Here is a 23671-nt window from a genome sequence, read left to right on the forward strand (position 1 = left end):
GTGCAGGCCTGCCGACTGTCATGGATCTCGCTGAGGCGCTTATCAGGAATTATCTTGGAATGATCGGAGTGGAAATGGTTCGCAGCACTGAGGCTCGCCGCTCGTCACACGTCGCGGCCGTGCTCCTTGGGACCACGATCCTGGCCGGTGTGCCCTCGGCCGCCTTTGCCCAGGACGCGGCCGCGCAGAGCGCTCCGACCGAGCCCGCCGCGCAGCCTGAAGGCGAGACGATCACCTCGCTGACCGTGCGCGGTTCCGAGCGTCTCGAGCAACAGACGGTTCTTTCCTACGTGAAGCTGCGCATCGGCCAGCCTTACACCAAGGCGGCGGCCGACGGCGCTCTGAAGGATCTCTATGCGACCGAGCTTTTCAAGTCGGTCGAGGTGACCAACGAGAATGGCGCGGTGGTGATCGAGGTTCAGGAGAACCCGGTCGTCAATCGCATCATTCTTGAAGGCAACAAGCGCATCAAGAACGACAAGATCCTGCCCGAGATCAAGGTCTCGCCGCGCCAGATCTTCACCCGTTCCAAGGTCCGCGCCGACGTCGCCCGCATCATCGAGCTCTACAAGCGTCAGGGCCGTTATGCCGCGACGGTCGAGCCCAAGATGGTCATGCTCGACCAGAACCGCGTCGACATCGTCTTCGAGATCACCGAGGGCGACAAGTCCAAGGTCCGCCAGATCAACGTCATCGGTAATGAGGCCTTCTCGGACGGCGAACTGCGCTCGCAGATGGTGACCAAGCAGGCCCGCTTCTGGCGCTTGTTCTCCTCGGGCACCAGCTATGACCCGGACCGCATGGCCTTCGACCAGCAGAAGCTGCGCCAGTTCTACCTGACCGAAGGCTATGCCGACTTCCGCGTCGTCTCGGCCGTGGCCGAGCTTACGCCGGACAAGAAGGACTTCATCATCACCTACGTGGTGGAGGAAGGCGAGCGCTACAAGTTCGGCGATGTGAAGGTGGAAAGCCAGCTGCGCGACTTCTCCAGCGAGAAGATGTCCCAGAACCTGCCGATGAAGGCGGGCGACTGGTACAACGCCAAGCAGGTCGAGGACACGATCGAGAGCCTCAACAACACCGCTGGCGCCTTCGGCTATGCCTTTGCGGACGTGCGCCCGCAGTACGATCGCAACAAGGAAGACCTCACCATGGGGCTGACCTTCGTGATCCGCGAGGCGCCGCGCGTCTACGTCGAGCGCATCGACATCAACGGTAACACGCTCACCCAGGACAAGGTCATCCGCCGCGAGTTCCGTCTCGCCGAGGGCGATGCCTTCAACTCGCTCCAGGTGCGTCGTTCGACCAACCGCATCAAGTCGCTCGGCTACTTCCAGGAGAAGTTCGAGGTCGAGCAGAAGCCCGGCGCGGCCGATGACCGCATCATCCTGGAAGCCAACGTGGAAGAGCGCCCGACCGGCGAACTTCAGCTTTCGGCCGGTTTCTCGAGCCTTGAGAGCTTCATCTTCCAGGCCTCGATCCGCCAGCGCAACTTCCGTGGCCGCGGCCAGACGGTGGGCCTGTCGGGCAGCTACTCGCGCTATTCGCGCTCGGTTCAGGCGAGCTTCGTCGAGCCCTACCTGTTCGACAAGAACGTTTCGCTCGGTGTCGACCTCTACCGCCGCGACTACAACAACTTCAATTTCCAGAACTCGAACCGCAACACCACCTACCAGCAGACCACGACCGGTTTCCAGGTGCGTGCCGGTGTCCCGGTGACCGAGTACATCACCGCGGTCGGGCGTTACACGCTCAACTACGACGATGTCTCGCTCTCGGAGAACCAGTTCTACTCGATCGGCGATACCGGCGAGCTCGAGTGCGATCCGCTGCGCGCGGGCCGTTACCTGTGCGACGCCATCGGCAAGCGCCTGAGTTCGATCGTCGGCTTCTCTCTCATCTACGACACGCTCGACAACCGCGTGCGTCCTTCGCGCGGTGAAACCGCGCAGGTCAGCATCGACGTGGCGGGCCTGGGCGGCGACGTGAAGTACGCCCGCCTGCGCGCCAACGCCGCAAAGTACTGGCCGCTGGGAGGTGGCTTCATCTTCTCGCTGCAGGGCGAGGGCGGCATCATCGAGCCCTATGGCGGCGATGACTACGTGCGCCTGACCGACCGCTTCTACCTCGGCAACCCGCAGATGCGCGGCTTTGCTGTGCGCGGTGTCGGCCCGCGCGTGATCCGCCAGTACTACGGTCCCGATGAGGACGGCAACTACACGGTGCCGGGCAACGATTCCGATGACGCGCTGGGCGGCAAGTACTACTACATGGGGCGCGCCGAACTGGAGATTCCGCTGGGATCGGGCGCGCGCGAAATGGGTCTTCGTCCCTCGGTCTTCGTCGATGCCGGCGCGGTTTGGGGCACACGCCGTCCCGAACTCAGCGACTGCGGAGATGGCTGCTTCATCGGTCAGCGTGACCAGGACGGCAACCAGCTCTACAATGTGCTCGACGATGACGGCAATGTCGTGGGTACAAGCATCGATCAGATCGATCCGGACACCGGTGTGACACGCAATCCGGCCGGCTCGACGAGCTATTTCACCGAGAGTTATCTCGGCGACACCTGGCTGCCGCGTGTGGCCATCGGTGTCGGCGTGAACTGGAACTCACCCTTTGGACCCTTCCGCATCGACATGTCGCACGTGCTCCTGAAGCGCGATGGCGACGACACCCGGGTCTTTTCATTCAACGTGGGAACGCAATTCTGATGAAAACTCTTCTCAAGTCCGCTGCGCTGGCTTCGACCCTGGCGCTTGCTTCCGTCGCGCTTCCGGGCGTGGCCTCGGCCCAGTCGGGCACCGTGGTCCCCGGCATCGGCGTGGCTGACCTTGAAGGCATCGTCTTCAGCTCGGCCGCCAACCAGACCGCGCGTGAACAGCGCCAGACCACCTACAAGGCGCAGATCGATCAGGCCAACAGCCGTCGCGCCGCGATCCAGGCCCAGCTTCAGCCGCTGATCCAGAAGTACCAGGCCGACAGCCGCGCCGCGAACCCGAACGAGGCCGCGCTCCAGCAGCAGGCCCAGCAGATCCAGCAGATCCAGCAGCAGGGCCAGCAGGAACTGCAGCAGATCCTCGCGCCGGTCTCGCTCTCGGAGGCCTACGTCAACGAGCAGATCGAGGACAAGCTGAACGATGCGGTCAAGGCTGCGATGACCAAGAAGAAGGTCACCATCCTTCTCAACCCGCAGTCGATCCAGGCGATCACCGACGGTGCCTACTCGCTCAACCAGGACATCCTGGCCGAGCTCAACGCCGCGATCCCGACCGCCCAGATCGTCCCGCCCGAGGGCTGGGAACCGCGCCAGGTTCGTGAAGCGCGCGCGCGTCAGCAGCAGGCCGGTCAGGCCCAGGCTCCGGCCGCTGGCAACACCGCGGCGCCCGCCGGCCGTTAATTTCCAGACGAAAGTACCTGTACGATGAGCGAACCGGGCGAACTGGTCTACGATATCCCGAAAATCCTCGAAGCGCTGCCGCATCGCTACCCGATGCTGCTCGTCGACCGGGTGGTCTCCTTCGATGAGGAGTCGATCCACGCGGTCAAGGCGGTGAGCTTCAACGAGGATTTCTTCCAGGGCCATTTCCCCGGCCGTCCGATCATGCCGGGCGTCCTCCAGATCGAGGCGCTGGCGCAGACGGCGGGTATCCTGGCCATCGAGACCCTGGGTCTCGCGGGCTCGGGCAAGCTCGTCTACTTCATGGCGATCGAGAACGCGAAGTTCCGCAATCCCGTGACGCCCGGGCACCTGCTCGACCTCAAGGTGAGCTTCGTCCAGAAGCGCGCGCGGGTCTGCAAGTTCACGGGCACGGCCTCGATTGACGGGAAGACGACCTGCGAGGTCAGCTTCACCGCGATGATCGCCGACGCCTGAGGGAAGGGGGCTTTCGGGCCCCTTTCGCCGCAGTCGGCGCGCCGGGACTTGCCATTGGCACCGTTCCGATGTAAGCGCGCCGCTTTCCATGGCAGGCCGGTCGGAACCGGCCATATGCAAGAGAGATTACGACATGAAGGCCGATCTGCACCCCGACTACCACATGATCACCGTCCAGATGACCGACGGCACCACGTTCCAGACCCGTTCGACCTGGGGCTCGGAAGGTGACACGCTCGTTCTCGACGTCGATCCCACCACGCACCCGGCCTGGACCGGTGGTCAGCAGCGCGTCAACGAAGGCGGCCGCGTGGCACAGTTCAACAAGCGTTTCGGTGGTCTCTCGCTCAACAAGAAGTGAGACGACGGTTCATCCGTACCTTGAAACGAAGAGGGCGGCCTTGCGGGGCCGCCCTTTTTCGTTGGGGCATCTGCGGTGCGTGAGGCGCCGGTTCACGAATCGGGCCGCGCTTCGTCCGGTTCCAGTGGCAGGGCCGGGCTCTCACCGGAATAGGACCCTCCGCTCGTTGCGATGAGGCCTTGCCACAAGGTGTCGCTGGAGGGGATCGCCCGCTCGAACTGGAGGCCGGCCATGTCGGCGTGAGTCCAGCGAACCACCGCGCCGTGGCCGCTGGTTAGGAAGGCAAGCCCCGCGCCGCGATGAAGGCTCAGGCACTGGCCTATGCGCAGGTCCACCCCCTCGGCGTGGACGCAGCAGCCGCTCGCCGACAGGTCGAGCAGCCAGGCCCTCCCGATGGGGATACCGTCGGTTCGCAGGAAGATCGGTTGTCGGATGGGGTAGCGCGTCTCGCGCCGACGCTCGTGGTGCGCGGCAGGCGTGGGCAGGGCCGTGGGGACGGCATGTGCGGGCGAAGCGGGTTCGTAGCTGGACACGTGCTGGAGGCTACGCGCAGGGCGCCTAGCCGGGTTCTAATCGGCACTTAGGGGATCGTGCGAGGCAAGCGACTGGGGCGCGGCTGCGAATCAGCCCCAGGGCTTCTCCCGGAACCACTGCGTGAGGACGTACTTGCGGCCCTTGCGGACTTTCATCGCGTGATGAAGCGTTGCGGCATTGGGCGAGCCGTCGGGACGCAGGTTGTTCCAGCAGATGAGCTTGCCCGCTTCGGGCTGGACGATCTTGTCGGCGACCTTGAATCGCGTCGCGCCCCCTGCATCGACCGCGTTCAGGTACATCATGTAGGTCCAGGTCCGCTGCCCCGCGACCGAACAGAACTGGGCGAATTCGGGCCGGTCGGGCTCGAAGTAGTCGGTGTGGGCCTTGAATTCCTGCCCCACCTCGTAGCGCTGGCCCTGGAGCGGCTCGGCGTGGCTTTCGGGGATACCTGAAAGCGCGCACAGGCGCGCGCGCAGATCGGCCGCGTCCGGATCGTGGGGGGACAGGTCGCAGGTCGAACTGGTGCGGAAGACATCGTCGCCGTTGTAGCCGGTGATCGTGGAGGGACGATGCTGGGCCTCGATCGTGTCGATCAGGCGCGCGCATTGTTCGCCCGAGAGGAAATTGGGCAGGATGTACATCTCGATTCGCGGCGAGGGGACCTTGCGCGCGGCCGGGTGGGCTTGGATCGGAACGGCGTATGATTCGGTAGCAGTGACCATGTGCGCCACGATAGTCGCTGGCTTCGCCCAAGAAAATTGCCTCTCCAGACGATTTTATCACTTTTTTGCTTGGCAAACGCGTCAACTGTGTGCAAAGGCGCGCTCCCGCACCGAGGACGCTTCAACGCACTTCGGTTCGCGGCTAAAGTCTCCCGGTTCGCAGATGGTCGAACGGGACGTGTGGCGATTGTAGCTCAGTTGGTCAGAGCGCCGGTTTGTGGTACCGGAGGTCGTGGGTTCGAACCCCATCAATCGCCCCATTCCTTCAAAGCTTATGATACCTTGGCCCAATAGGCGGGTAAAAACCGTAAGCCTTTTCCATCATTCACTTGCTCCTTTCGGTACGGTCTTTAGAAAGCGCGGCTTATGCACGGCTTCGCCAACCCGGCCCGTTTTCTGCGCATCGCACGCTGGCTCATGCCGCTGTGCCTTGGCGCAGGTATCGTGATCGCCCTCGCCGCCCTGGGATGGGGCCTGTTCTTCGCGCCTGCCGAACGCCTGCAGGGTGAGACGGTCCGCATCGTCTACCTGCACGTGCCCGCCGCCTGGCTGGGCATGGCGGGCTGGAGCGGGATCGCGATCGCCAGCTTTACCGAACTTGTCTGGCGCCACCCGCTGGCCGGAATTGCCGCGCGCGCATGCGCGGTGCCCGGCGCCGTCTTTACCGCGGTGTGCCTGGTGACGGGCTCGCTCTGGGGCCGTCCGGCCTGGGGGACTTGGTGGGTCTGGGACGGGCGCCTGACCTCGATGCTGGTCCTGCTGTTCCTCTACTTCGGCTGGATGGCGCTCTCGCAGGCAAGCGAAGCGTCCGATGGAGCAGGAACCCGCGCGCCGGCCATCTTCGGTCTCGTGGGCGCGGTGAACATTCCCATCATTCATTATTCGGTGATCTGGTGGAACAGCCAGCACCAGCCCCCCAGCATCACCACCGGCGGCTCGGCAATGGCCGGGGCCTTCATGTGGCCGCTCCTGATCGCGATGGCAGGCTTCACGCTGATCTTTGCAGGTGTCGTGCTGGCGCGAATGCGGGCAATCCTGGCACACCAGCAGGCCGAGGCGCGGCTGCGCCGCAAGGCGCTGGCCCAGGCCGGTTGAGAGAGGACGCGAAACAATGCGCGAAGCGATGGACCCCTGGACCTTCGTCCTTGCCTCCTACGCCATCGGCGTGGGAGCTACGGCGGCGATGGTCGGCTGGTCGCTTGTGACCATGAAACGCGCTGAAAAACGGCGCGATGAGGCAAGGAAGCGCTGACAAGGATGGCAATCAAGGCAAAGCATCAGCGTCTCGTGCTGCTCGGCGTCGCGATGGTCGTGCTGATCGGCGCGGCGATCCTGGCGATCTGGGCGCTGCGCAACCAGGCTAGTTATTTCTACGTCCCGCGCGAGATCGTGGCGAGCCCGCCCGAAGCCTCGCGCGCGGTGCGCCTGGGCGGCATGGTCGAGCAGGGCTCGATCCGCACGCTGCCCGATGGGGTCAGCATCGCGTTCGTTGTCGAGGACAAGGAGGCGCGCGTGCCGGTGACCTTCCGCGGCATCGTCCCCTCGCTCTTCGTGGAAGGCTCGGGTGTCGTCGCCGAGGGCCACATGGGCAGTGACGGCACGTTCGTGGCCGACAATCTCCTTGCCAAGCATGATGAGAACTACGTTCCGCGCGAGATGAAGGACATGACCGGCGAAGAGCTGCAGCAGGCGATGGCTGAGGGCAAATGATCGCGGAACTGGGATTGGCCGCGCTCTGGCTCGCGGCGGCATTGGCAGGATTGCAGCTTCTGGGCGGATCGCTCGGGCTGACGACGAAAGGTGCGGCGCTGGGCCGGGTCGTTAGGCCCGTCGCAGTAGTGCAGGGCCTGCTGGCGCTCTTTGCTTTCTTCTGCCTGCTCTATGTCTTTGCGATCACGGACCTTTCGGTGAAGCTGGTCGCGCTCAATTCGCATTCGCTAAAGCCGTTGGTCTTCAAGATTGCGGGCGCCTGGGGCAACCATGAGGGCTCGATGCTCCTCTGGGTCACGGTCATGGGCGTTGCGGGCGGTTTTGTCGCGCTGATCGAGCGCCGGTTGCCCGAACGCACCATGCTGGCAACGCTTGCCGGACAGGCGTTTGTGAGCCTGGGCTTCTACGCCTTTCTTCTCCTCTCTTCGAATCCGTTCGAGCGCCTCTCACCGGTCCCGGCCGAGGGGCAGGGGCTCAACCCGCTGCTGCAGGACCTGGGCCTCGCCTTCCACCCACCCACGCTCTATCTGGGCTACGTTGGCCTCTCGGTGGCCTTCAGTTTCGCCATCGGTGCGCTGGTCACCCGCGAGGTCGGTCCGGCCTTCGCGCGCGCCATGCGCCCCTGGGTGCTGGCGGCCTGGATCTTCCTGACGGTCGGCATCACCGCCGGTTCCTACTGGGCCTATTATGAACTGGGCTGGGGTGGCTGGTGGTTCTGGGACCCGGTCGAGAACGCTTCGCTCATGCCTTGGCTCGCCGCAACCGCGCTGCTCCATTCGGTCAGCGTCCTGGCCGCGCGCGACGCGCTGCGCACCTGGACCGTGATGCTGGGCGTTGTCGCGTTTTCGATGTCGATGGTGGGCACCTTCCTCGTGCGCTCGGGCATCCTGACCAGTGTTCACGCCTTCGCGGTCGATCCCGAGCGCGGCAGCTTCATCCTGGCACTGCTCGCCATCAACATCGGCGGTGCGCTCACCCTCTTTGCGCTGCGCGCCGCGACGGTGAGCGAGGGCGCCCGCTTTGCGCCGATGAGCCGCGAGGGCGCGCTCGTCATCAACAACGTCCTGCTTTGCGCGATCCTGGGCATCGTCCTGTTCGGCACGCTCTACCCGCTCGTCGCGGAGGCTCTGGGCGCGCAGGTCTCGGTTGGCCCGCCCTACTTCAACCCGATGAGCGCGCTGTTCGCCGTGCCCATGCTGGTGGTCCTGGCGGTCGGCCCGATGTTGCGCTGGCGGCGTGACGACTTTATGCGGATCGGCAAGAACCTCGTGATCCCGGCCATGCTCGTGGTGGTCATGGGCGGCGCCTTGGTTGCCGTGGCCGATGTCGCGCTCCTGCCATTCCTTGGCCTCGTGCTGGGTGTCGGGCTTGCCTGGGCGAGTGTCCTTCCCTTGCGCGGGCGCAATCTGCGCCGCCTCCCGCTGGCGGTCTGGGGCATGGTCGTCGCGCACTTCGGCATCGCCGTTGCGCTTGTCGGCATGAGCAGCGAGAGCGCATTTTCCACCGAGAAGCTCGTCGCAGTCGAGGTGGGTGAGATCACGCAGGTGGGCCCCTGGGGCGTGAAGCTTGATCGGATCGAGCCGGTTGCAGGCCCCAACTGGACCGCGCTCGAGGCGCGTCTGCTGGTGCGCTACGGGCCGGATGGCAAGGTCACGCGCCTCACCCCGCAGTCGCGCACGTTCTGGGCGCCGCCGCAGAACACCTCCGAATCGGCGCTGCTGACGCGCTGGAACGGCCAGCTCTATGCCGTCCTGGGCGGTGAGGGCGAGGACGGCCGCTGGCAGCTGCGTCTGTGGTGGAAGCCGCTGGTGCCGCTGATCTGGCTGGGTGGCCTCTTGATCGCGTTGGGAGGCCTGCTGGCGCTGCTCGGCCGCGTGACCACCGATGTGCGCCGTTCGGTCCAGAGCGATCGCATCGCCGAGCGCCGCGAAGGCGAAGAGAAGCTGCGGGAGGACCGGGCATGAGTGAGCATGGCAAGGCTCCAGAGGGCCGCGTCCGGGCGCCGCGCTGGGCGATCTGGCTCCCGCTCGCGCTCTTCGTGGGCTTCGTCGCGCTGGTCATGACGGGGCTTCTGAAGCCTGCGGACCGCACCGTGCGCAGCGCGCTCGTCGGCAAGCCGATGCCCAGCTTTGATCTGCCTCCGGCGCTGCCTGGAAGGCCCGGCCTCAGCAGTGCAGAGCTGGCCAACGGCAAGGTCCACCTCGTCAACATCTTTGCCAGCTGGTGCATCCCCTGCCGGGTAGAGGCGCCGCAGCTGGCGCAGCTGCAGCGGGCGGGTGTGGAGATTGAGGGTATTTCGGTGCGCGATTCGCGCGAGAACCTCGAAGGCTTCCTCGCGACCAACGGCGATCCCTTCGACAGCATTGGCGCAGACGACGATGGGCAGGTGCAGCTTGCGCTGGGCTCGTCGGGCGTGCCCGAAACCTACATCGTCGATGGCAAGGGCGTGATTCGCTACCAGCACGTCGGTGAGATCAGGCCCGAACAGCTCGACGTGATCCTCGCCCGGATCCAGGAGGCGGGGCAGTGAGGCGCGTCCTTTCCGTTCTGGCCGCCGTTGCCATACTGGGCGCTCCGGCTCTCGCCCAGCAGGAGCAGTCGACCGCGCCCTTTGCCTATCGCCAGCTGGACGATCCGGCGAAGGAACGCGCCGCCATGGACCTGATGGAAACGCTGCGCTGCCTGCAATGTCAGGGCCAGTCGATCGCCGATTCGGATGCGCCGATCGCGGGCTCGATGCGCAGTCTCGTGCGCGAGCGGATCAAGGCGGGCGAAACGCCTGAAGAAATCCGCTCCTGGCTGATCGAGCGCTATGGCGACTATGTCAGCTATGCACCGCAGCTGACCGAACTGACCTGGCCCCTTTTCGCCGTGCCGCTTGTCTTCCTGCTGATCGCGGTCCTTCTGCTGCGCCGCCGTTTCACCTTGCGCCGTGAGGCCGAGGAACATGGTCCTGGCCATGAAGGAGAAGAGGCATGATCTGGTTCCTGCTGGGCTTGCTGGTCATCGCCGCGTTCGTGCTGGCTGTGGTTGTCCTGAAAGTGCCCGTGGGAGGGCGCGAGGCAGTGGCCGCCGCGCTGCTCCTTGGTGTCGCGGGCTATGTCACGCAAGGCTCGCCCTCGCAGCCGTCGAGTCCGAGCAGCGTGACCGAGGGCGGCGGCGAGGAAGCCGCGTTCCTGGTCGCTGCGCGCGGCAAGGTCACCAACCGCACGATCCCGCCGACCAATCGCTATGTCGTCATCGCCGATGGCTTTGCACGCAACGGTCAGACGGCCGAGGCAGCGCGTGTCCTACTGGGTGCGGTCGAGGAAAATCCCAAGGATGAGGACGCCTGGCTGGCCATGGCGAACGCGCTTGTCGCCCATTCCGAAGGCGTCCTGACACCCGCTTCCCTCTATGCCTTCCGCCAGGCTGCAAAGGCCGACCCGAAGGCGCCGGGACCCGCGTTTTTCCTGGGGTTGGCGATGGCGCAGTCCGGCCAGTTCGGCGAAGCGCGCGAACTGTGGGCAGACCTTCTGGAGCGCACGCCCAAGGAGGCTGAATGGCGTCCGGTGCTCGCCGCCGAGCTGCAGAGGCTGGATGCCTACATCAAGGGCAATGCGCCGGCTCCGGCGTCCGATTCGCAGACAGGGGCGGAGTCCCGCGACGGTACGGTCGCGGAACCAACGGCCCCTTCGCGTGATTGAGCATCATTGCTAGGCACCTGCCATGCTGCTAACGGCCTTCAACCTTGCCGCGAGTGCGAAACGGGGTCTCTAGTCCATGACGGGGCGCACGAATGAGTGATGCAACTACGGATATGAATGGCGGTGGAACGGCGAGCGCGCCGGGCGGCGCGAAGCAATCCGATGCCGGAAAATCCGGTTCCCACGGCCATTCCACCGGAAACGTCGCGAAGCTCGCCTTCGGCGCGGTCGGTGTCGTCTTCGGGGACATCGGCACGAGCCCGATCTACGCGTTTCGTGAGACTTTCGTGGGCCCGCATCCGCTGGCCATCGACGAATTGCACATTCTGGGCGTGGTCAGCCTGATCTTCTGGTCGATGACGCTTGTCGTGGCGGTTCAGTACGTGGGCATCCTCATGCGCGCGGACAACAAGGGGCAGGGTGGCAGTCTCGCGCTCGTCGCCCTCATCTCCGGCGCGATCAAGAAGTCGCGCTACGGCGGCCTTATCGTCATGCTCGGCGTTTTCGCGACAGCGCTGTTCTACGGCGATTCGATGATTACGCCCGCTGTTTCCGTGCTCTCCGCAGTCGAGGGCCTGACGGTCGTCCAGTCGAACCTTGCGCCTTTCGTCATGCCGATTGCGCTTATCCTCCTGGTAGGCCTTTTCGTGCTGCAGAAGAGCGGTACCGCCAAGGTCGGCGCGCTCTTTGCGCCGGTCATGGTGACCTATTTCTCGATCCTCGCGATCCTGGGCATCTACCATCTCGTGCAGATGCCCGAGGTGCTCGTCGCGCTGAACCCGTGGTACGCGATCCAGTTCTTCCTCACCGACAAGATGCTGGGCTTTCTGGCGCTGGGCTCGGTCGTGCTGGCCGTGACCGGCGCGGAGGCGCTCTATTCGGACATGGGCCACTTCGGTCGCGGACCGATGCGCCTGTCCTGGTTCGGTTTCGTGATGCCGTGCCTGCTCATCAACTACTTCGGGCAGGCCGCGATGATCCTCAGCCTCGACGACGCGCAGGCTGCGCTCGCGATGGAGAACCCGTTCTTCAACCTAGCGCCCGAGTCGCTGCGCCTGCCGCTCGTGATCCTGGTGAGCTGCGCCGCCTTCATCGCCAGCCAGGCGGTGATCTCGGGCGCCTTCTCGATCACGCATCAGGCCATGCAGCTGGGCTTCATCCCGCGCCTTTCGACCCGCCACACCTCCGAGCACGAGGTCGGGCAGATCTATATTCCCTTCGTCAACTGGGCGCTGATGATCGGCGTGATCGTGCTGGTGCTGGTCTTCCAGAACTCCTCGAACCTGGCCTCGGCCTACGGCATCGCGGTGACCGGTGCGATGCTGATCGACACCTGCCTGATGACGGTTCTCCTGATCGTCCTGTGGCGCTGGAAGCTCTGGATCGCGATCCCCGTGGCGGTGACCTTCTTCGTGGTCGACGGCGCCTACTTCGCCGCGAACGCGACCAAGATTCCCGATGGTGGCTGGTTCCCGCTGCTGATCGGCGCGGTGGCCTTCACGCTCCTCACCACCTGGAACAAGGGCCGTCGCCTCATGCGCGACCGCATGACCGAGGCCGCGCTCCCGCTCAACGTCTTTGCCAAGAGCGCGCACGGCAGCGCGGCGCGCGTGCCGGGCACTGCGATCTTCATGGCCTCGAGCAACGTCGGCGTGCCCTCGGCGCTCCTCCACAACATCAAGCACAACAAGGTGCTGCACGAACGCGTGGTGGTGCTGACCGTTGAGGTCCAGGACGTGCCCTATGTCGAATCGGGAGAGCGCTACTCGGTGCAGGACTTGGGGCAGGGCTTCTACCGCATGACCCTGCGCTATGGTTTCATGGAGGAAACCGACATTCCCGCAGCGCTTGCCCATAACCAGATGTGCGGCCAGCCCTTCGAGATGATGAAGACCAGCTTCTTCCTCTCACGCCAGACCCTTGTGGCCTCGGAAAAGCCGGGCATGGCGATCTGGCGGGAGCGTCTCTTCGCCTGGATGATGCGCAACGCGGCAAGCGCCATGGTGTTCTTCCGCCTGCCCACCAACCGCGTGGTCGAACTCGGCAGCCAGTTGGAAATCTGACCGGCGCGGTGGATACGGCGCTGACCTTTACGCTCGTCGTCGGGATTGGCGCGACCGTTGCGCTTGATGTCTGGGCGCGGCAGCTGCGGCGCTGGTTGGGCATTGCCGGTGCCGACTGGGGGCTGGTCGGGCAATGGCTCTCCGGGCTGCCCGCCGGGCGACTGGTTCACACGAGCGATGGGTTCGAGATACCAAGCCGCGGCGAACGTGCCCTTGGCTGGACCTTCCATTACCTTGTCGGCCTGGTCTACGCGGCCGCCTATCCGCTGGTCTGGGGTACGGGTTTCCTGGCGACGCCGTCGCCGGGCCCATTTGTCCTCGTCGGCTTCGGATTGAGCACGCTTGCGGGGCTGTGCGTCCTGACACCGGCCATGGGCGGCGGCCTTTTCGCGTCGCGCACGTCCGATCAGGGCCGCCGGATCGCGCTTATACTGCTCAACCACGCGGTCTTTGCGGGCGCGCAGTACGCCCTTGCGCTGGGGCTGGTGACGCGCCCCACCTGAAACGGCGCGGGCTGACAGGGGCGCGGGCGGCCGTTAGGGTTTCGCGCCATGCAGTTCCTACGCACGCTCATTCACGATTTTCGCTGGTTCCACATTGCGGTGGGCCTTGTCGGCAACCTGCTCTTCGTGGTGGGGAGCGTCCTGTTCCTGCCCGCCATGGCGACCTGGCAGACGGCGGGCGTGTGGATGTTCATTGCCGGTTCGGGGCTGATGTTCCTCGGAGCGCTGGGCGAACTGCTCAAGCAGACGCTTTCCATGCGCGGCACCCGGCTGGAGCGCGACAGCAGCGCGCCCTGACCGGGTGATGCCTAGCCGCGCTCAGTCGTGCGGCGGGTTGTCGAGAAGGTCCTCGCGCGCCTCGGTCTCGCCCATGCCGTGCTTCAGCACCATGGGGAGTTGTGAGAAGGTGAAGAGGAACGAGGCGACCGTGAAGCCCCAGAGCTTGGCCTGAAGCCAGGCATCGAAGCTGACGGTGTAGACCAGCACCGTGTTCGCGATCGCCAGGACCAGGAAGAACCAGGCCCAGTTGCGCGACAGCTTGATCCAGCCTTCCTCGTTCAGTCCCTCGAAAGCGGACTGGAGAAGGTATTTGAGCATCGGCTTGCCCTTCATCAGCCCGATGAAGAGCACGACCGAGAACATCAGGTAGACAGCCGTGGGCTTGAGCTGGATCCAGATCGCCTCGCGGAAGATCACGGTAAGCGTGCCGAAGCCCAGGATCAGCGTCGTCGTCAGCCAGAGCATGGGCGACACCTTGCCCAGGCGCCATTTGGAGACACCCAGCGCGACGACGGTCGCGGCCATGAAGGCGATGGTGCCCTTGATGACGGCCGAAACCGTGCCGATCGCATCGCCGCTCTCTTCGGGCGAGAAGTGGCGGTAGGTCAGGAAGAAGACGAGAAGCGGGCCGAAATCGACGACCAGGTTGATCCAGCTCGACTTGGGCTTTTCGGCCGTAGTGGCGCGGTCCTGCTGTGCCTTCGGGCTTTCCATTACGCGATACCTGCAATGACGCGGGCGACGAGGTCCGGGTCGAAGGGACGAAGGTCGTCGATCTTCTCGCCCACGCCGATGGCGTGGATGGGAAGGCCGTACTGCTCGGCCGCGGCGACAAGGACGCCGCCGCGCGCAGTGCCGTCGAGCTTGGTCATGACGAGGCCGGTGACGCCCGCCACTTCCTTGAATGTCTCGATCTGGGCGAGCGCGTTCTGACCGTTGGTGGCGTCGAGCACGAGCACGACATCGTGCGGGGCGGCCGGGTTGAGACGGCCCAGAACGCGGCGGATCTTGGCCAGCTCGTCCATCAGCTCGCGCTTGTTCTGGAGGCGCCCAGCGGTGTCGACGATGAGCACGTCTGTGCCGTCCTCGGTCGCGTCCTTGACCGCATCGAACACCACCGAAGCCGGGTCCCCGCCCTCGGGGCCCTTGACGATGGGAACGTCGAGACGGTCAGCCCAGACCGCAAGCTGGCCGATGGCGGCCGCGCGGAACGTGTCGCCTGCCGCCAGCATGACCGCGTAGTCCTGTTCCTGGAAGAGGTGGGCGAGCTTGGCGATGGTCGTCGTCTTGCCCGAGCCGTTGACACCGATGGTGAGGATCACCTGCGGGCGCGGGAAGGCGACAATGTCGAGCGGCTTGGCGACGGGGCGCAGGATGTCGGCGATCTCGCGGGCGACGACTTCCATGATCGCGCGCTCGTCCGCGTCACGCTCGAAGCGTTCTTCGGCAAGGCGTTCGCGGATGCGGGCGGCCGCGCGCGGGCCCAGGTCCGAGATGATCAGCGCGTCTTCCAGGTCGTCGAGCTGCGCGTCGGTCAGGCGATTGCCGCCCACGATCCCGGCGAGGTTCCCGCTAAGGCGCTCGGAGGTCTTGCGAAACCCGCCAAAGAGCCGGTCGGACCAGTCGCCATCCTGCGTCGTGGCGGACCCTCCGGCAGGTGGGGTGGTGTCGCTCATGCTTCCAGTATTCCTTCGATCACATTGGCGGGCGTGAGGCACAGCACGGTGCCCGGCACGGTCCCGTCTGGCAGTCGGACCCGTGCGAAATTCTCCGCGTGGCCGGTACCATCCTTTTCGGCGAGAACCCATAGCGGGCGAGAGACCTGCGCGGCAAGCCAGCGCGCACGTTCTTTCGACACCGCCTCGCGCAATTCACGGGCCCGGCGCTTGATGAGCGCAGGCTCGACCTGCGGCATGCGCGCGGCGGGCGTGTTCGGGCGCGGGGAGAAGGGAAATATGTGGCCGTGCACGATACCCAGTTCGCCGATGATCGAGAGATTGGCCGCGTGCGCGGCCTCGTCCTCGGTCGGAAAACCGGCCATGAGATCGGCGCCCACGGCCAGGTCGGGGCGACGCGCGCGCAGGCTCTCGACGAGCGTCACGGCATCGGCGCGGCTGTGACGGCGCTTCATGCGCTTGAGGATGAGGTCGTCGCCATGCTGGAGCGAGAGATGGACGTGCGGCATGACGCGCGGCTCGCTGGCGAGAAGTTCGAACAGGACGGGATCGACTTCGGCCCCGTCGATGGAGGACAGGCGCAGGCGCGGCAGTTCGGGGAAGCGGTCGAGAATGGCCGTGCACAGCTCGCCAAGGCGCGGGGCGCCGTCGAGGTCCTCGCCCCATGAGGTGAGATCGACGCCGGTCAGGATCACTTCCTTGACGCCGCGTTCGTGGTGGACGGCCACGTCGGCCAACGCTTCGGCAATCGTGCGCGATCGGCTCGCGCCGCGCCCCTGGGGGATCACGCAGAAGGTGCAGGAATGGTCGCAACCGTTCTGCACCTGGACGAAAGCGCGGGTATAGGCCGCGCGGCGTTCCGGTAGGGTTGGTGCAGGTACGTTCCAGGCGCGTGGGTCGAGCTTGGCGGTGTTGGCGACAAGGCCGTCAACCTCGGGCATGGCGGCCAGGGCCTCGCGCTCCACCTCGGCGGCGCAGCCCGTCACCACGATGCGCGCGTCAGGGCGCGCTCGGCGGGCGCGGCGAATGGCCTGGCGGGTCTGGCGCACGGCCTCGGAGGTGACCGCGCAGGAGTTGATGACGACAAGATCGTCCGCCTCGCGCAGGAGCGCGCGCATGTCTTCGCTTTCGGAAAGGTTCAGCCGGCAACCCAGCGAATGGACTTCGAGGCTCAAGCGTGCGTCCCGTCCACGGGGCCAAGGCCGAAGTCGGCCGCGGCGAACGAGCCCCGGAAGCTTTCGGTGGCGGGGCCGGTCATCACGATCACACCGTCCTCGCGCCAGTCGATGCGCAGCGTGCCGCCGGGGAGCGTTACCTTGACCGAGCGGTCGACAAGGCCACGCCGCATGGCCGCAACAGCCGTGGCGCAGGCCCCCGTCCCGCAGGCGCGGGTGAGCCCGGCGCCGCGTTCCCAGACGCGCAGGGTGAGGGCATCGCGCCCGGTGATCCCGGCGACGTTGACGTTGACCCGCTCGGGAAAGATGGGATCGTTCTCGATCAGTGGGCCGAGGCGCGCCATGTCGATGGCGTAGGGATCGGGAACGAAGAAGATGGCATGCGGATTGCCGACATTGACGGCGCTCGGGTTGACGAGCTCCTCCCAGGCGACGGGCATGGCGTGGGTGTCCATGGCGTAGGCGAGGGGGATCGCGTCCCAGTCGAAGCGGGGCGTTCCCATCTCGACCGAGATCCCGGCCTCGGCGGGCGAGGCGTGGACAATGCCGCCCAGCGTCTCGATCGCGGCGCTTTGCCCGTGGAGCAGGCCGACCGCGCGGGTGGCGTTGCCGCAGGCTTCCACTTCGCTGCCGTCGGGATTGAAGATGCGCATGCGAAAATCGGCCGAAGTGCTCGGCTCCAGCACCAGCAACTGGTCACAGCCGATGCCGGTGTGACGGTCCGCAAGCGCACTGGCGATGGACCCGTCGATGGCGGGCAAGGGCTGGCTGCGCGCGTCAAGGACGACGAAATCGTTGCCCAGGCCATGCATCTTGATGAAGTCGATCCGCATGGGCTGCGATCTAGGTATTTCGGGTGGATTGGTCCAGCCCTCAGATCGAGAGGCGTGCGATGGCGCCCCGGCCTCATGCGATGTTCAGGCGCGGCCGGAGCGGCGGTTTTCGTTGGAGGTCGTAGTCTCGAGGTCGAGCGTCCGCAGTGGGCGGTCCGGGCCAACAGGGCTCACAGGGGCGCTTTCACCACGCAGGGCGGTTCCCGCGCTGATCCACTCGCCGAGCTCGGAAGCGGGGCGCGGGGCGCCGAAATAGTGGCCCTGGCCCTTTACCGGGCCAAGTTTGCGCAATTCGTTGAGGACGTGAACATTGGCGATGCCTTCGGCCGTGATCGGCAGGTGCAGGCCTTCGCCCACCATCGCAATGCCGCGCACGATGGCGGCGGCGTCCCTGTCGGTATCGATCCGCTCGATGAAGCTGCGGTCGATCTTCATGTGGTCGAAGGGCAGGCTGCGCAGCTGGGCGAGCGAACTGAAGCCGGTTCCGAAATCGTCGAGGCTGACCTTGATGCCCTGGTTCTTGAGGCTGGTCAGCAGCGAGCGGACCTGTCCCACGTTCTGGTGCAGGCAGCTCTCGGTGATCTCGATTTCCAGGCGCTCGGCGGGGAAGCTTGATTCGACGAGAAGTTTCAGAAGTTTCTGGGCGAACCACGGATCACGCAGTTGGAGCGGGGAGATGTTTACCGAGAGGGTGAGCTCGCGGGGCCAACCCTTTGCATCCTGGAGGGCCTGGCGGATGAGCGCTTCAGAGAGCTCGGCGATGGCCCCGATATCCTCTGCAATCGGGATGAAGATGTCGGGCGATACGAGGCCCAGATCAGGGGATTGCCACCGTGCGAGCATTTCAAAGCCGCACAGGCGACCTGAGCCCAGATCCATTTGCCGTTCGTAGTAGGGAACGAATTCGCCAGCGGGGATGCCCCGGCGGATCTTGTCTTCCAGCTCGGTGCGCAGGTGCAGTTCCTCGGCCATCTGCGGCTCGAACCAGGAGAAGGAATTCCGGCCCTGGTGCTTGGCGTGGTACATCGCCACGTCGGCATATTCGAGCAGGGCCTGTGCGTCGGCAGGCTCTGCGGCGCGGTGGTTGCGTGTGGTCGAGGCAAGCCCGAGCGAGCCGGTGATGTCGGCCGTCGTATCACCCACGCGCATCGTGCGGGCAAGCTGCTTGAGAAGGATCTCGGCGAGGCGATCGATGTGTCCGCTCTGGGCTGGTGCATACTCGATGGCAATGGCGAATTCGTCGCCGCCGATGCGGGCGATGGCGCTGCCGATCGGAACCACCTCGCGGATGCGCGCGGCGCACTGTCTCAACAGCTGGTCGCCTGCGGCGTGCCCGTTGAAGTCGTTGACCTGCTTGAAGTTGTCGAGATCGATCATCATCAGCGCCACGGCGCGTCCGCTCTCGCGGGCCTTGGCGATCATGACGTCGGCGCGCATGCCGAAGCTGCGACGATTGAGGAACCCGGTCAGGGGGTCGGTTTCAGCCAGGCGGCGGGCCGCCGCTTCCTCGCGCGTGCGTTCTACGAGTTCGGCGTTGAGCTCGCGGTAACGGCTCCATCCGAAGATGATGATCGCGATGTTGAGAAGAAAGGCGTTGAGGATGAACTGGTCGGGCCCCGGGCTCTGGCCCATCAGCGCGCGCACGACGTCGGGGCCGATCACGCTGCCGGTCGCGGTGAACAGCAGAATCGCGGACGTCACGATGCCGAACGCGACGACATCCACGGTGCGTCGGCCCGGGATGTCGTCGATGTTGTCTGTGGTCGTCGTGACCTTGGCGTTCAAAGCCAGAGCTCCCTGAATTCGTCGGAACTGGAAGCTCTAGGTATATCCCCTGAAGTTTTGGTTAAATCGCTTCGGAAGTTCACTTCAGGATTTTGCTAAATGTTCGGCGTTTCAGTATTTTAATCCGATCTCGCGCAGGCGCTCCTGAAGATAGTCATCTGCGGTAATGACGTCGGGATAGTGGTCGGGATTTTCGGCGCTGATGCATTGCGGAAGCGTCACGAAGGGAAAGTCGCTGCGCAGGTGCAGGAAGAAGGGCATCGAATAGCGGCTGTAGCTGGCGCGTTCGCCTTCGGGATTGCGCACGCGGTGCGTGGTCGAGGGCAGGACGTTGTTGGTCAGACGCTGCAGCATATCGCCGATGTTGATGACCATCGCGCCTTCGGGCGGTGCGACCGAGAGCCACTCGCCATTCTTGCCCAGAAGTTCCAGACCGGCTTCCTCGGCGCCAAGCAGGAGGGTGATGAGGTTGATGTCCTCGTGCGCCCCGGCGCGGATGGCCCCGCCGGCCCCTTCGGCCACGGGCGGATAGTGCAGCAGGCGCAGCACCGAATTGCCATCGTCGATGGCTGGATCGAACCAGCGCGGATCGAGGCCGAGGTGGACGGCGATAGCCGAGAGGATCTCTGCGCCCACCGCGTCGAAGCGGGCGAACAGGGTCTTGAAGGTCTCCTCGAAGCCTTCGACTTCGCCGGGCCAGATGTTGGGCGGCATGCTGTCGGCCAGCGGCGAGCCTTCGGGAAGATCGCGCCCGACGTGCCAGAACTCCTTCAGGTCCTTCTCGGTCGCGCCCTTGGCAACTTCGGTGCGGAACGGGGTGTACCCGCGCGCACCGGCCTTGCCAGCCAGGTGGTAGGCGCGCTTGGTCTCTTCGGGCAGTGCGAAGAATTCGCGGGTGAGAGCCCAGGCCCGGTCGATCAGGTCCTGGTCGATGCCGTGATCGCGGATCATGGCGAAACCGAAGGTGCGGAACGATTCGCCGATACGGGCGGGAAGATCGTCGCGGTCGGCCTCGAGGCTCAGAACGGGGATATTGGCGAGGTCCATGTCTTGCATATTTCCATCAAGAATCGTCTATGCCGCCGCTGTAAAGGTTTTGAAGCCCTTAGTCGAAACGGAAAGGCATACGATGGCAAAGCGCTACTGGCTCCTCAAGTCCGAACCCGATGCCTATGGCTGGCACCACCTGGTGCGCGAGGGCGAGGGGACCTGGGACGGTGTGCGCAACCACCGGGCGGCCAACAATCTGCGCGCGATGGAAGTCGGCGACGAGGCGTTCTTCTACCATTCGAACGAGGGGCGCGAGATCGTGGGGATCGTCGAGGTGAGCGCGGCGGGACTTGCCGATCCGAGCGATCCGGAGGGCAAGTGGGCCGCGGTCAAGGTCAAGCCGGTGCGCAAGCTGGCGCGCAGCGTCACGCTCAAGCAGATCAAGGCCGACCCGGCGCTCGCCGACATGGAACTGGTCAAGCTGTCGCGGCTCTCGGTCGGTGAGGTCCGGCCCGAGGAATGGGCGCACATTCTGGAGATGGCGGGCGACTGATGCCTGTCCGGAGTGGCTTCAACCGGATTATCCAGTTGTCTCACGTAAGGCTCGCCTTGTCGGCCGGGAAGGAACGAAAGACCCGGCCGAGCTGTTGTCCTTGTGTAAGATCGGCAGGTAAGCGCCGAAAAAAACAAGGAGATGTTATCATGGGTGAACTGAAGGACACGATCAAGGGTCTGGGTAACGAGATCGCCGGTAACGCCAAGCAGGCCGCAGGCGATGCGCGCAACGATCCCGAGCAGAAGGCTGAGGGCAAAGCCCAGGAGCGCAAGGGCGAAGTTCAGCAGGGCGTCGGCAAGGTGAAGGGCGCCGTGGGCGACCGGGTCTGACGGCACTACCACGATCTGGCCAAGGCGAAACCTTGAGCCAACGCGAAGAGGGGCGACCGCAAGGTTGCCCCTTTTTCGTGCGCTTTCATATGTGGCGGCGCCAGCCGGGGGACTTTCGTCCCGAAGTGGGAAGTCTGATATTTCCGACTGGATAGTTAACTAACTGTTAGCTAACTTGGCGACATGAGAACCCAGAAACGTCGCGCGCTGGTCCTCTCCAGCGAACAATCCGGGCACCCATTCCGCCGCTCCCTTCCGGCCCACGTGCTCGAAGTGCCGGCCCACCTGCGCCCTGCCGTCGATGACGAGGCACTGGCCGCGCGGCGCTGGAAGCTGCGAGGCGGTGACTGGCAGCAGTTCCTCGCGGCCTACTGCGCCTCGTTCCTCGCGATCTTTACCTTCATCATCTAGCGCGCGGCGAGTTCGGCGCGGTAGAGCCGGTAGCCGAGCCAGGCCGAGGCAAGGCAGGCGGCCGCGACGACCAGGAGCTGCTTGACGATGGGCATGCCGAAGAAGTTGAGCGCCATGGCAACGCCCGCGCCCAGTACCATCGCGCCCGAATTGACCACGTTGTTGGCCGCGATCGTGCGCGCGGTCTGCGACTTTTCCACGAAGGTCGTCAGAAAGGCGTAGAGCGGCACCACGAACATTCCCCCGGCAATGGCGACGCCCAGAAGTGCGAGCATCAGGGGGAGGGCGAGCGGCTGCACCACGAAGGTGCCCACGTCCATGAGAGCGTCGGGCCCCTCGTAGGCGGGCCAGGCCTCGCACACGAGTTCGAAGCCAATGAGGCAGACCCCCATCGCGATGACCGAAAGCGGCGACCAACGCGCCGAGACGGTGCCTTTGAGGAGCGCGTTGATCGTGACAGAGCCAATGGCGATGCCGATGGAGAAGATGACGAGGAACAGGCTCGCCACTTCCTTGGCGGCCATCAGGATGTTCTTGGCTAACGGCGGGAACTGGATGAACAGGATCGTGCCGAGCGCCCAGAAGAAGCTGATCGAGCACACGGCAAGGTAGACCCGCCGATCGCTCATGGTGGCGCGGATGAGGCGGACCGGCGCGCGCACGAGGTGGAAATCGAGGGGCTCGATTCTGCCGATGGGCGGGGCCGGGGGCACGCTGCGGCCCGAGACATAGCCGATCACGGCAACCGCGATCACCGCGATGGCCGCCGCATCGACACTGATCCAGCCCGCAACGATGGTACCGGCCAGAACCGCGAGATAGGTGCCTGCCTCGACGAGGCCGGTGCCCGCGAGGACTTCCTCGCTTCTGAGGTGCTGGGGCAGGATCGCGTACTTGATCGGCCCGAAAAAGGTGGAGTGCACCCCCATCGCGAAGACCGCCACCAGAAGCAGCGGGATCGCCACAGTGTGAAGGGCGATGCCTTTCCACGCGAGAGCAAGGCCAAGCCCGCCCACCAGCATGATGAAGATCTCGCACAGCTTGATGAGCCGGATGATTACGGCCTTGTCGCGCATGTCGGCCAGCTGTCCGGCCAGCGCGGAAAACAGGAAGAAGGGCGCAACGAAGATCAGCGAGGCCACCGCGCTGAAGATCGCCTCGGAGCTCTCCGAGTTGTAGACGCTGTAGACCACGAAGAGGACCATCGCGTTCTTGAACAGGTTGTCGTTGAACGCGCCCAGAAGCTGCGTGACGAAGAGAGGGAGAAAGCGTCGCGCGCGGAGCAGTTGGGTCGATTGCGTCATGTAATGGTCTTGCCGGTCTCTCACCGTTCGGGTTGACGGGATCCTTAAAGCGGCAGGCCGAGGCCGCAACCCCCGATCAACACTTTATTCCGCCCCGCATTCCCGGCTATGGGGCTGCCCATATGCTGACGCTTCCGAACATCCTGACCCTTTCGCGTATCTTCGCGGTTCCGCTCCTTGCCTTCCTGCTGTGGTGGCCGAACTGGGAGCTGGGCTATGCGCTCGCTTTCGCGCTCTACTGCCTGATGGGGATCACGGACTACTTCGATGGTTATCTCGCGCGTTCGAGCGGGACGGTTTCCAAGCTCGGCGTCTTCCTCGATCCGATTGCAGACAAGATCATGGTTGCAGCGGTCATCCTGGTGCTGACGGCGCAGGGTATCCTGCGCGGGCCCTATGTGGGCGACATGCACGTGATTGCAGGGCTCGTCATTCTGATCCGCGAGATCGCGGTGTCGGGCCTGCGCGAGTTCCTGGGGCCTCTGCGTGTCTCGATCCCGGTCAGCAAGCTCGCCAAGTGGAAGACGACGTTCCAGATGATTTCGCTGGGCGCGCTGATCCTGGGCAAGGCGATGCCCTGGTGGAACACCCCGTTCGCGGGCGTGGCGATCAATATCCCGCACACCGTGGGCCTGACGACCTTGTGGGGGGCGGCCGTGCTCACGCTCATCACCGGCTGGGATTACCTGCGCGTCGGCCTCAAGCACATGGACTGAGGCGAAGGTCCGCAAAGTGCGTCGCACGCGCAAGGGCGTGCGTTCGTTGCATTCGCGGCCAGAAGTGAGGCGGGCCTAGGGCTCGGCTTCGATCCCGGGCCTGCCTGGCCCCTGCACGTTCGCGGAGCCCTACCATTTCCTCGCCTTCCCATTCTGCCCGA

27 protein-coding genes and 1 tRNA gene are annotated in these 23671 nt (G+C 65.0%); 19 read left to right on the forward strand and 9 right to left on the reverse strand.

Annotated features, from left to right (window positions below):
• Nucleotides 1-59 precede the first annotated feature (59 nt).
• The 4 genes from bamA to rpmE all read left to right on the forward strand — a co-directional run bounded on the left by bamA (nucleotide 60) and on the right by rpmE (nucleotide 4238).
• Complete coding sequence (gene bamA / locus MTR65_RS02680; RefSeq protein ID WP_243796803.1) at nucleotides 60-2714, forward strand: outer membrane protein assembly factor BamA; 2655 nt, start codon at nucleotides 60-62, stop codon at nucleotides 2712-2714.
• Nucleotides 2714-3400, forward strand: a complete 687-nt coding sequence (locus MTR65_RS02685) for an OmpH family outer membrane protein (RefSeq protein WP_243796804.1) — start codon at nucleotides 2714-2716, stop codon at nucleotides 3398-3400. Before bamA ends, MTR65_RS02685 begins: the two co-directional genes overlap by 1 nt.
• Nucleotides 3401-3424: 24 nt before the next feature.
• Nucleotides 3425-3877: a 3-hydroxyacyl-ACP dehydratase FabZ gene (gene fabZ, locus MTR65_RS02690; protein WP_039394211.1), complete on the forward strand. Its 453-nt coding sequence runs from the start codon at nucleotides 3425-3427 to the stop codon at nucleotides 3875-3877.
• Between the two features lie 133 nt (nucleotides 3878-4010).
• The gene (gene rpmE, locus MTR65_RS02695; protein ID WP_148625585.1) at nucleotides 4011-4238 is read left to right on the forward strand and encodes a 50S ribosomal protein L31; all 228 of its coding nucleotides are present in this window, start codon (nucleotides 4011-4013) and stop codon (nucleotides 4236-4238) included.
• Nucleotides 4239-4330: 92 nt separating this feature from the next.
• On the opposite strand, the gene MTR65_RS02700 is transcribed toward rpmE, so the two are convergent.
• Both MTR65_RS02700 and MTR65_RS02705 read right to left on the reverse strand, forming a co-directional pair.
• The gene (locus tag MTR65_RS02700; RefSeq protein ID WP_243796805.1) at nucleotides 4331-4771 is read right to left on the reverse strand and encodes a PilZ domain-containing protein; all 441 of its coding nucleotides are present in this window, start codon (nucleotides 4769-4771) and stop codon (nucleotides 4331-4333) included.
• 90 nt (nucleotides 4772-4861) lie between these two features.
• Nucleotides 4862-5494, reverse strand: coding sequence for a prolyl hydroxylase family protein (locus MTR65_RS02705; RefSeq protein ID WP_243796806.1), 633 nt, complete (start codon nucleotides 5492-5494; stop codon nucleotides 4862-4864).
• Between the two features lie 183 nt (nucleotides 5495-5677).
• On the opposite strand from MTR65_RS02705, the gene MTR65_RS02710 reads away from it, so the two are divergent.
• The 11 genes from MTR65_RS02710 to MTR65_RS02760 all read left to right on the forward strand — a co-directional run bounded on the left by MTR65_RS02710 (nucleotide 5678) and on the right by MTR65_RS02760 (nucleotide 13753).
• Nucleotides 5678-5754: transfer RNA gene (locus MTR65_RS02710), tRNA-His, on the forward strand.
• A gap of 106 nt (nucleotides 5755-5860) precedes the next feature.
• Nucleotides 5861-6589, forward strand: a complete 729-nt coding sequence (gene ccmC / locus MTR65_RS02715; protein WP_243796807.1) for a heme ABC transporter permease CcmC — start codon at nucleotides 5861-5863, stop codon at nucleotides 6587-6589.
• Between the two features lie 16 nt (nucleotides 6590-6605).
• Nucleotides 6606-6746: a hypothetical protein gene (locus MTR65_RS02720; protein WP_199904437.1), complete on the forward strand. Its 141-nt coding sequence runs from the start codon at nucleotides 6606-6608 to the stop codon at nucleotides 6744-6746.
• A 5-nt stretch (nucleotides 6747-6751) separates the two neighbouring features.
• Nucleotides 6752-7204 (forward strand): cytochrome c maturation protein CcmE, encoded by a 453-nt coding sequence (gene ccmE / locus MTR65_RS02725; protein WP_226635945.1) that lies wholly within the window; start codon nucleotides 6752-6754, stop codon nucleotides 7202-7204.
• The gene (locus MTR65_RS02730; protein WP_243796808.1) at nucleotides 7201-9168 is read left to right on the forward strand and encodes a heme lyase CcmF/NrfE family subunit; all 1968 of its coding nucleotides are present in this window, start codon (nucleotides 7201-7203) and stop codon (nucleotides 9166-9168) included. Before ccmE ends, MTR65_RS02730 begins: the two co-directional genes overlap by 4 nt.
• Entirely contained in the window at nucleotides 9165-9734 is a 570-nt protein-coding gene (locus MTR65_RS02735) for a DsbE family thiol:disulfide interchange protein (RefSeq protein WP_243796809.1), read from the forward strand. Before MTR65_RS02730 ends, MTR65_RS02735 begins: the two co-directional genes overlap by 4 nt.
• A complete protein-coding gene (locus MTR65_RS02740) occupies nucleotides 9731-10183 on the forward strand; it encodes a cytochrome c-type biogenesis protein (protein WP_243796811.1) in 453 nt (150 codons plus the stop codon). Before MTR65_RS02735 ends, MTR65_RS02740 begins: the two co-directional genes overlap by 4 nt.
• Nucleotides 10180-10890, forward strand: coding sequence for a tetratricopeptide repeat protein (locus MTR65_RS02745; RefSeq protein ID WP_243796813.1), 711 nt, complete (start codon nucleotides 10180-10182; stop codon nucleotides 10888-10890). The genes MTR65_RS02740 and MTR65_RS02745 overlap by 4 nt, the downstream gene beginning before the upstream one ends.
• Before the next feature lie 92 nt (nucleotides 10891-10982).
• On the forward strand, nucleotides 10983-12953 hold the full coding sequence (locus MTR65_RS02750; protein ID WP_243796816.1) for a potassium transporter Kup: 1971 nt from the start codon (nucleotides 10983-10985) through the stop codon (nucleotides 12951-12953).
• A gap of 8 nt (nucleotides 12954-12961) precedes the next feature.
• Nucleotides 12962-13456, forward strand: a complete 495-nt coding sequence (locus MTR65_RS02755) for a DUF2938 family protein (protein ID WP_243796818.1) — start codon at nucleotides 12962-12964, stop codon at nucleotides 13454-13456.
• A gap of 48 nt (nucleotides 13457-13504) precedes the next feature.
• Entirely contained in the window at nucleotides 13505-13753 is a 249-nt protein-coding gene (locus tag MTR65_RS02760) for a YrhK family protein (protein ID WP_243796820.1), read from the forward strand.
• Between the two features lie 21 nt (nucleotides 13754-13774).
• Here the strand turns inward: MTR65_RS02760 and MTR65_RS02765 are convergent, their stop codons facing one another.
• The 6 genes from MTR65_RS02765 to MTR65_RS02790 form a co-directional block, all read right to left on the reverse strand.
• Entirely contained in the window at nucleotides 13775-14449 is a 675-nt protein-coding gene (locus MTR65_RS02765; RefSeq protein WP_243796822.1) for an inner membrane-spanning protein YciB, read from the reverse strand.
• On the reverse strand, nucleotides 14449-15411 hold the full coding sequence (gene ftsY, locus MTR65_RS02770) for a signal recognition particle-docking protein FtsY (RefSeq protein WP_243796824.1): 963 nt from the start codon (nucleotides 15409-15411) through the stop codon (nucleotides 14449-14451). The genes MTR65_RS02765 and ftsY overlap by 1 nt, the downstream gene beginning before the upstream one ends.
• Nucleotides 15408-16586, reverse strand: a complete 1179-nt coding sequence (locus MTR65_RS02775; RefSeq protein ID WP_243796826.1) for a MiaB/RimO family radical SAM methylthiotransferase — start codon at nucleotides 16584-16586, stop codon at nucleotides 15408-15410. Before MTR65_RS02775 ends, ftsY begins: the two co-directional genes overlap by 4 nt.
• Complete coding sequence (gene dapF / locus MTR65_RS02780; protein ID WP_243796828.1) at nucleotides 16583-17419, reverse strand: diaminopimelate epimerase; 837 nt, start codon at nucleotides 17417-17419, stop codon at nucleotides 16583-16585. The genes MTR65_RS02775 and dapF overlap by 4 nt, the downstream gene beginning before the upstream one ends.
• A gap of 84 nt (nucleotides 17420-17503) precedes the next feature.
• Nucleotides 17504-19204, reverse strand: coding sequence for a putative bifunctional diguanylate cyclase/phosphodiesterase (locus tag MTR65_RS02785; protein WP_243796829.1), 1701 nt, complete (start codon nucleotides 19202-19204; stop codon nucleotides 17504-17506).
• Between the two features lie 111 nt (nucleotides 19205-19315).
• Nucleotides 19316-20251, reverse strand: a complete 936-nt coding sequence (locus tag MTR65_RS02790; RefSeq protein ID WP_243796830.1) for an isopenicillin N synthase family dioxygenase — start codon at nucleotides 20249-20251, stop codon at nucleotides 19316-19318.
• Between the two features lie 82 nt (nucleotides 20252-20333).
• Here MTR65_RS02790 and MTR65_RS02795 point away from each other — a divergent pair, with 82 nt between their 5' ends.
• From MTR65_RS02795 to MTR65_RS02805, 3 genes are all read left to right on the forward strand, one after another.
• On the forward strand, nucleotides 20334-20747 hold the full coding sequence (locus MTR65_RS02795) for an EVE domain-containing protein (protein ID WP_243796831.1): 414 nt from the start codon (nucleotides 20334-20336) through the stop codon (nucleotides 20745-20747).
• Between the two features lie 149 nt (nucleotides 20748-20896).
• Nucleotides 20897-21079, forward strand: coding sequence for a CsbD family protein (locus MTR65_RS02800; protein WP_039394171.1), 183 nt, complete (start codon nucleotides 20897-20899; stop codon nucleotides 21077-21079).
• A gap of 183 nt (nucleotides 21080-21262) precedes the next feature.
• A complete protein-coding gene (locus MTR65_RS02805) occupies nucleotides 21263-21490 on the forward strand; it encodes a hypothetical protein (protein ID WP_243796832.1) in 228 nt (75 codons plus the stop codon).
• Here MTR65_RS02805 and MTR65_RS02810 read toward each other — a convergent pair.
• Nucleotides 21487-22794 carry an MFS transporter gene (locus MTR65_RS02810; protein WP_243796833.1) on the reverse strand — a complete coding sequence of 436 codons (1308 nt, stop codon included), beginning with the start codon at nucleotides 22792-22794 and terminating at the stop codon, nucleotides 21487-21489. The two genes, MTR65_RS02805 and MTR65_RS02810, sit on opposite strands and share 4 nt — an antisense overlap.
• A gap of 122 nt (nucleotides 22795-22916) precedes the next feature.
• Between MTR65_RS02810 and pgsA the strand changes: the two genes are divergently transcribed.
• Nucleotides 22917-23510 (forward strand): CDP-diacylglycerol--glycerol-3-phosphate 3-phosphatidyltransferase, encoded by a 594-nt coding sequence (gene pgsA / locus MTR65_RS02815; protein ID WP_243796835.1) that lies wholly within the window; start codon nucleotides 22917-22919, stop codon nucleotides 23508-23510.
• The last annotated feature ends 161 nt before the right edge of the window (nucleotides 23511-23671 follow it).

The organism is Novosphingobium mangrovi (genome assembly GCF_022818885.1).
Taxonomy (GTDB): Bacteria; Pseudomonadota; Alphaproteobacteria; order Sphingomonadales; family Sphingomonadaceae; genus Novosphingobium; species Novosphingobium mangrovi.

What these genes read in the sequence shown, in the direction of transcription:
- bamA (WP_243796803.1), top strand. Translation starts at nt 60, where the DNA reads ATGATCGGAGTGGAAATGGTTCGCAGCACTGAGGCTCGCCGCTCGTCA.
- MTR65_RS02685 (WP_243796804.1), top strand. Translation starts at nt 2,714, where the DNA reads ATGAAAACTCTTCTCAAGTCCGCTGCGCTGGCTTCGACCCTGGCGCTT.
- fabZ (WP_039394211.1), top strand. Translation starts at nt 3,425, where the DNA reads ATGAGCGAACCGGGCGAACTGGTCTACGATATCCCGAAAATCCTCGAA.
- rpmE (WP_148625585.1), top strand. Translation starts at nt 4,011, where the DNA reads ATGAAGGCCGATCTGCACCCCGACTACCACATGATCACCGTCCAGATG.
- MTR65_RS02705 (WP_243796806.1), bottom strand. Translation starts at nt 5,494, where the DNA reads ATGGTCACTGCTACCGAATCATACGCCGTTCCGATCCAAGCCCACCCG.
- ccmC (WP_243796807.1), top strand. Translation starts at nt 5,861, where the DNA reads ATGCACGGCTTCGCCAACCCGGCCCGTTTTCTGCGCATCGCACGCTGG.
- MTR65_RS02720 (WP_199904437.1), top strand. Translation starts at nt 6,606, where the DNA reads ATGCGCGAAGCGATGGACCCCTGGACCTTCGTCCTTGCCTCCTACGCC.
- ccmE (WP_226635945.1), top strand. Translation starts at nt 6,752, where the DNA reads ATGGCAATCAAGGCAAAGCATCAGCGTCTCGTGCTGCTCGGCGTCGCG.
- MTR65_RS02730 (WP_243796808.1), top strand. Translation starts at nt 7,201, where the DNA reads ATGATCGCGGAACTGGGATTGGCCGCGCTCTGGCTCGCGGCGGCATTG.
- MTR65_RS02735 (WP_243796809.1), top strand. Translation starts at nt 9,165, where the DNA reads ATGAGTGAGCATGGCAAGGCTCCAGAGGGCCGCGTCCGGGCGCCGCGC.
- MTR65_RS02745 (WP_243796813.1), top strand. Translation starts at nt 10,180, where the DNA reads ATGATCTGGTTCCTGCTGGGCTTGCTGGTCATCGCCGCGTTCGTGCTG.
- MTR65_RS02750 (WP_243796816.1), top strand. Translation starts at nt 10,983, where the DNA reads ATGAGTGATGCAACTACGGATATGAATGGCGGTGGAACGGCGAGCGCG.
- MTR65_RS02760 (WP_243796820.1), top strand. Translation starts at nt 13,505, where the DNA reads ATGCAGTTCCTACGCACGCTCATTCACGATTTTCGCTGGTTCCACATT.
- MTR65_RS02765 (WP_243796822.1), bottom strand. Translation starts at nt 14,449, where the DNA reads ATGGAAAGCCCGAAGGCACAGCAGGACCGCGCCACTACGGCCGAAAAG.
- ftsY (WP_243796824.1), bottom strand. Translation starts at nt 15,411, where the DNA reads ATGAGCGACACCACCCCACCTGCCGGAGGGTCCGCCACGACGCAGGAT.
- dapF (WP_243796828.1), bottom strand. Translation starts at nt 17,419, where the DNA reads ATGCGGATCGACTTCATCAAGATGCATGGCCTGGGCAACGATTTCGTC.
- MTR65_RS02790 (WP_243796830.1), bottom strand. Translation starts at nt 20,251, where the DNA reads ATGGACCTCGCCAATATCCCCGTTCTGAGCCTCGAGGCCGACCGCGAC.
- MTR65_RS02795 (WP_243796831.1), top strand. Translation starts at nt 20,334, where the DNA reads ATGGCAAAGCGCTACTGGCTCCTCAAGTCCGAACCCGATGCCTATGGC.
- MTR65_RS02800 (WP_039394171.1), top strand. Translation starts at nt 20,897, where the DNA reads ATGGGTGAACTGAAGGACACGATCAAGGGTCTGGGTAACGAGATCGCC.
- MTR65_RS02805 (WP_243796832.1), top strand. Translation starts at nt 21,263, where the DNA reads ATGAGAACCCAGAAACGTCGCGCGCTGGTCCTCTCCAGCGAACAATCC.
- MTR65_RS02810 (WP_243796833.1), bottom strand. Translation starts at nt 22,794, where the DNA reads ATGACGCAATCGACCCAACTGCTCCGCGCGCGACGCTTTCTCCCTCTC.
- pgsA (WP_243796835.1), top strand. Translation starts at nt 22,917, where the DNA reads ATGCTGACGCTTCCGAACATCCTGACCCTTTCGCGTATCTTCGCGGTT.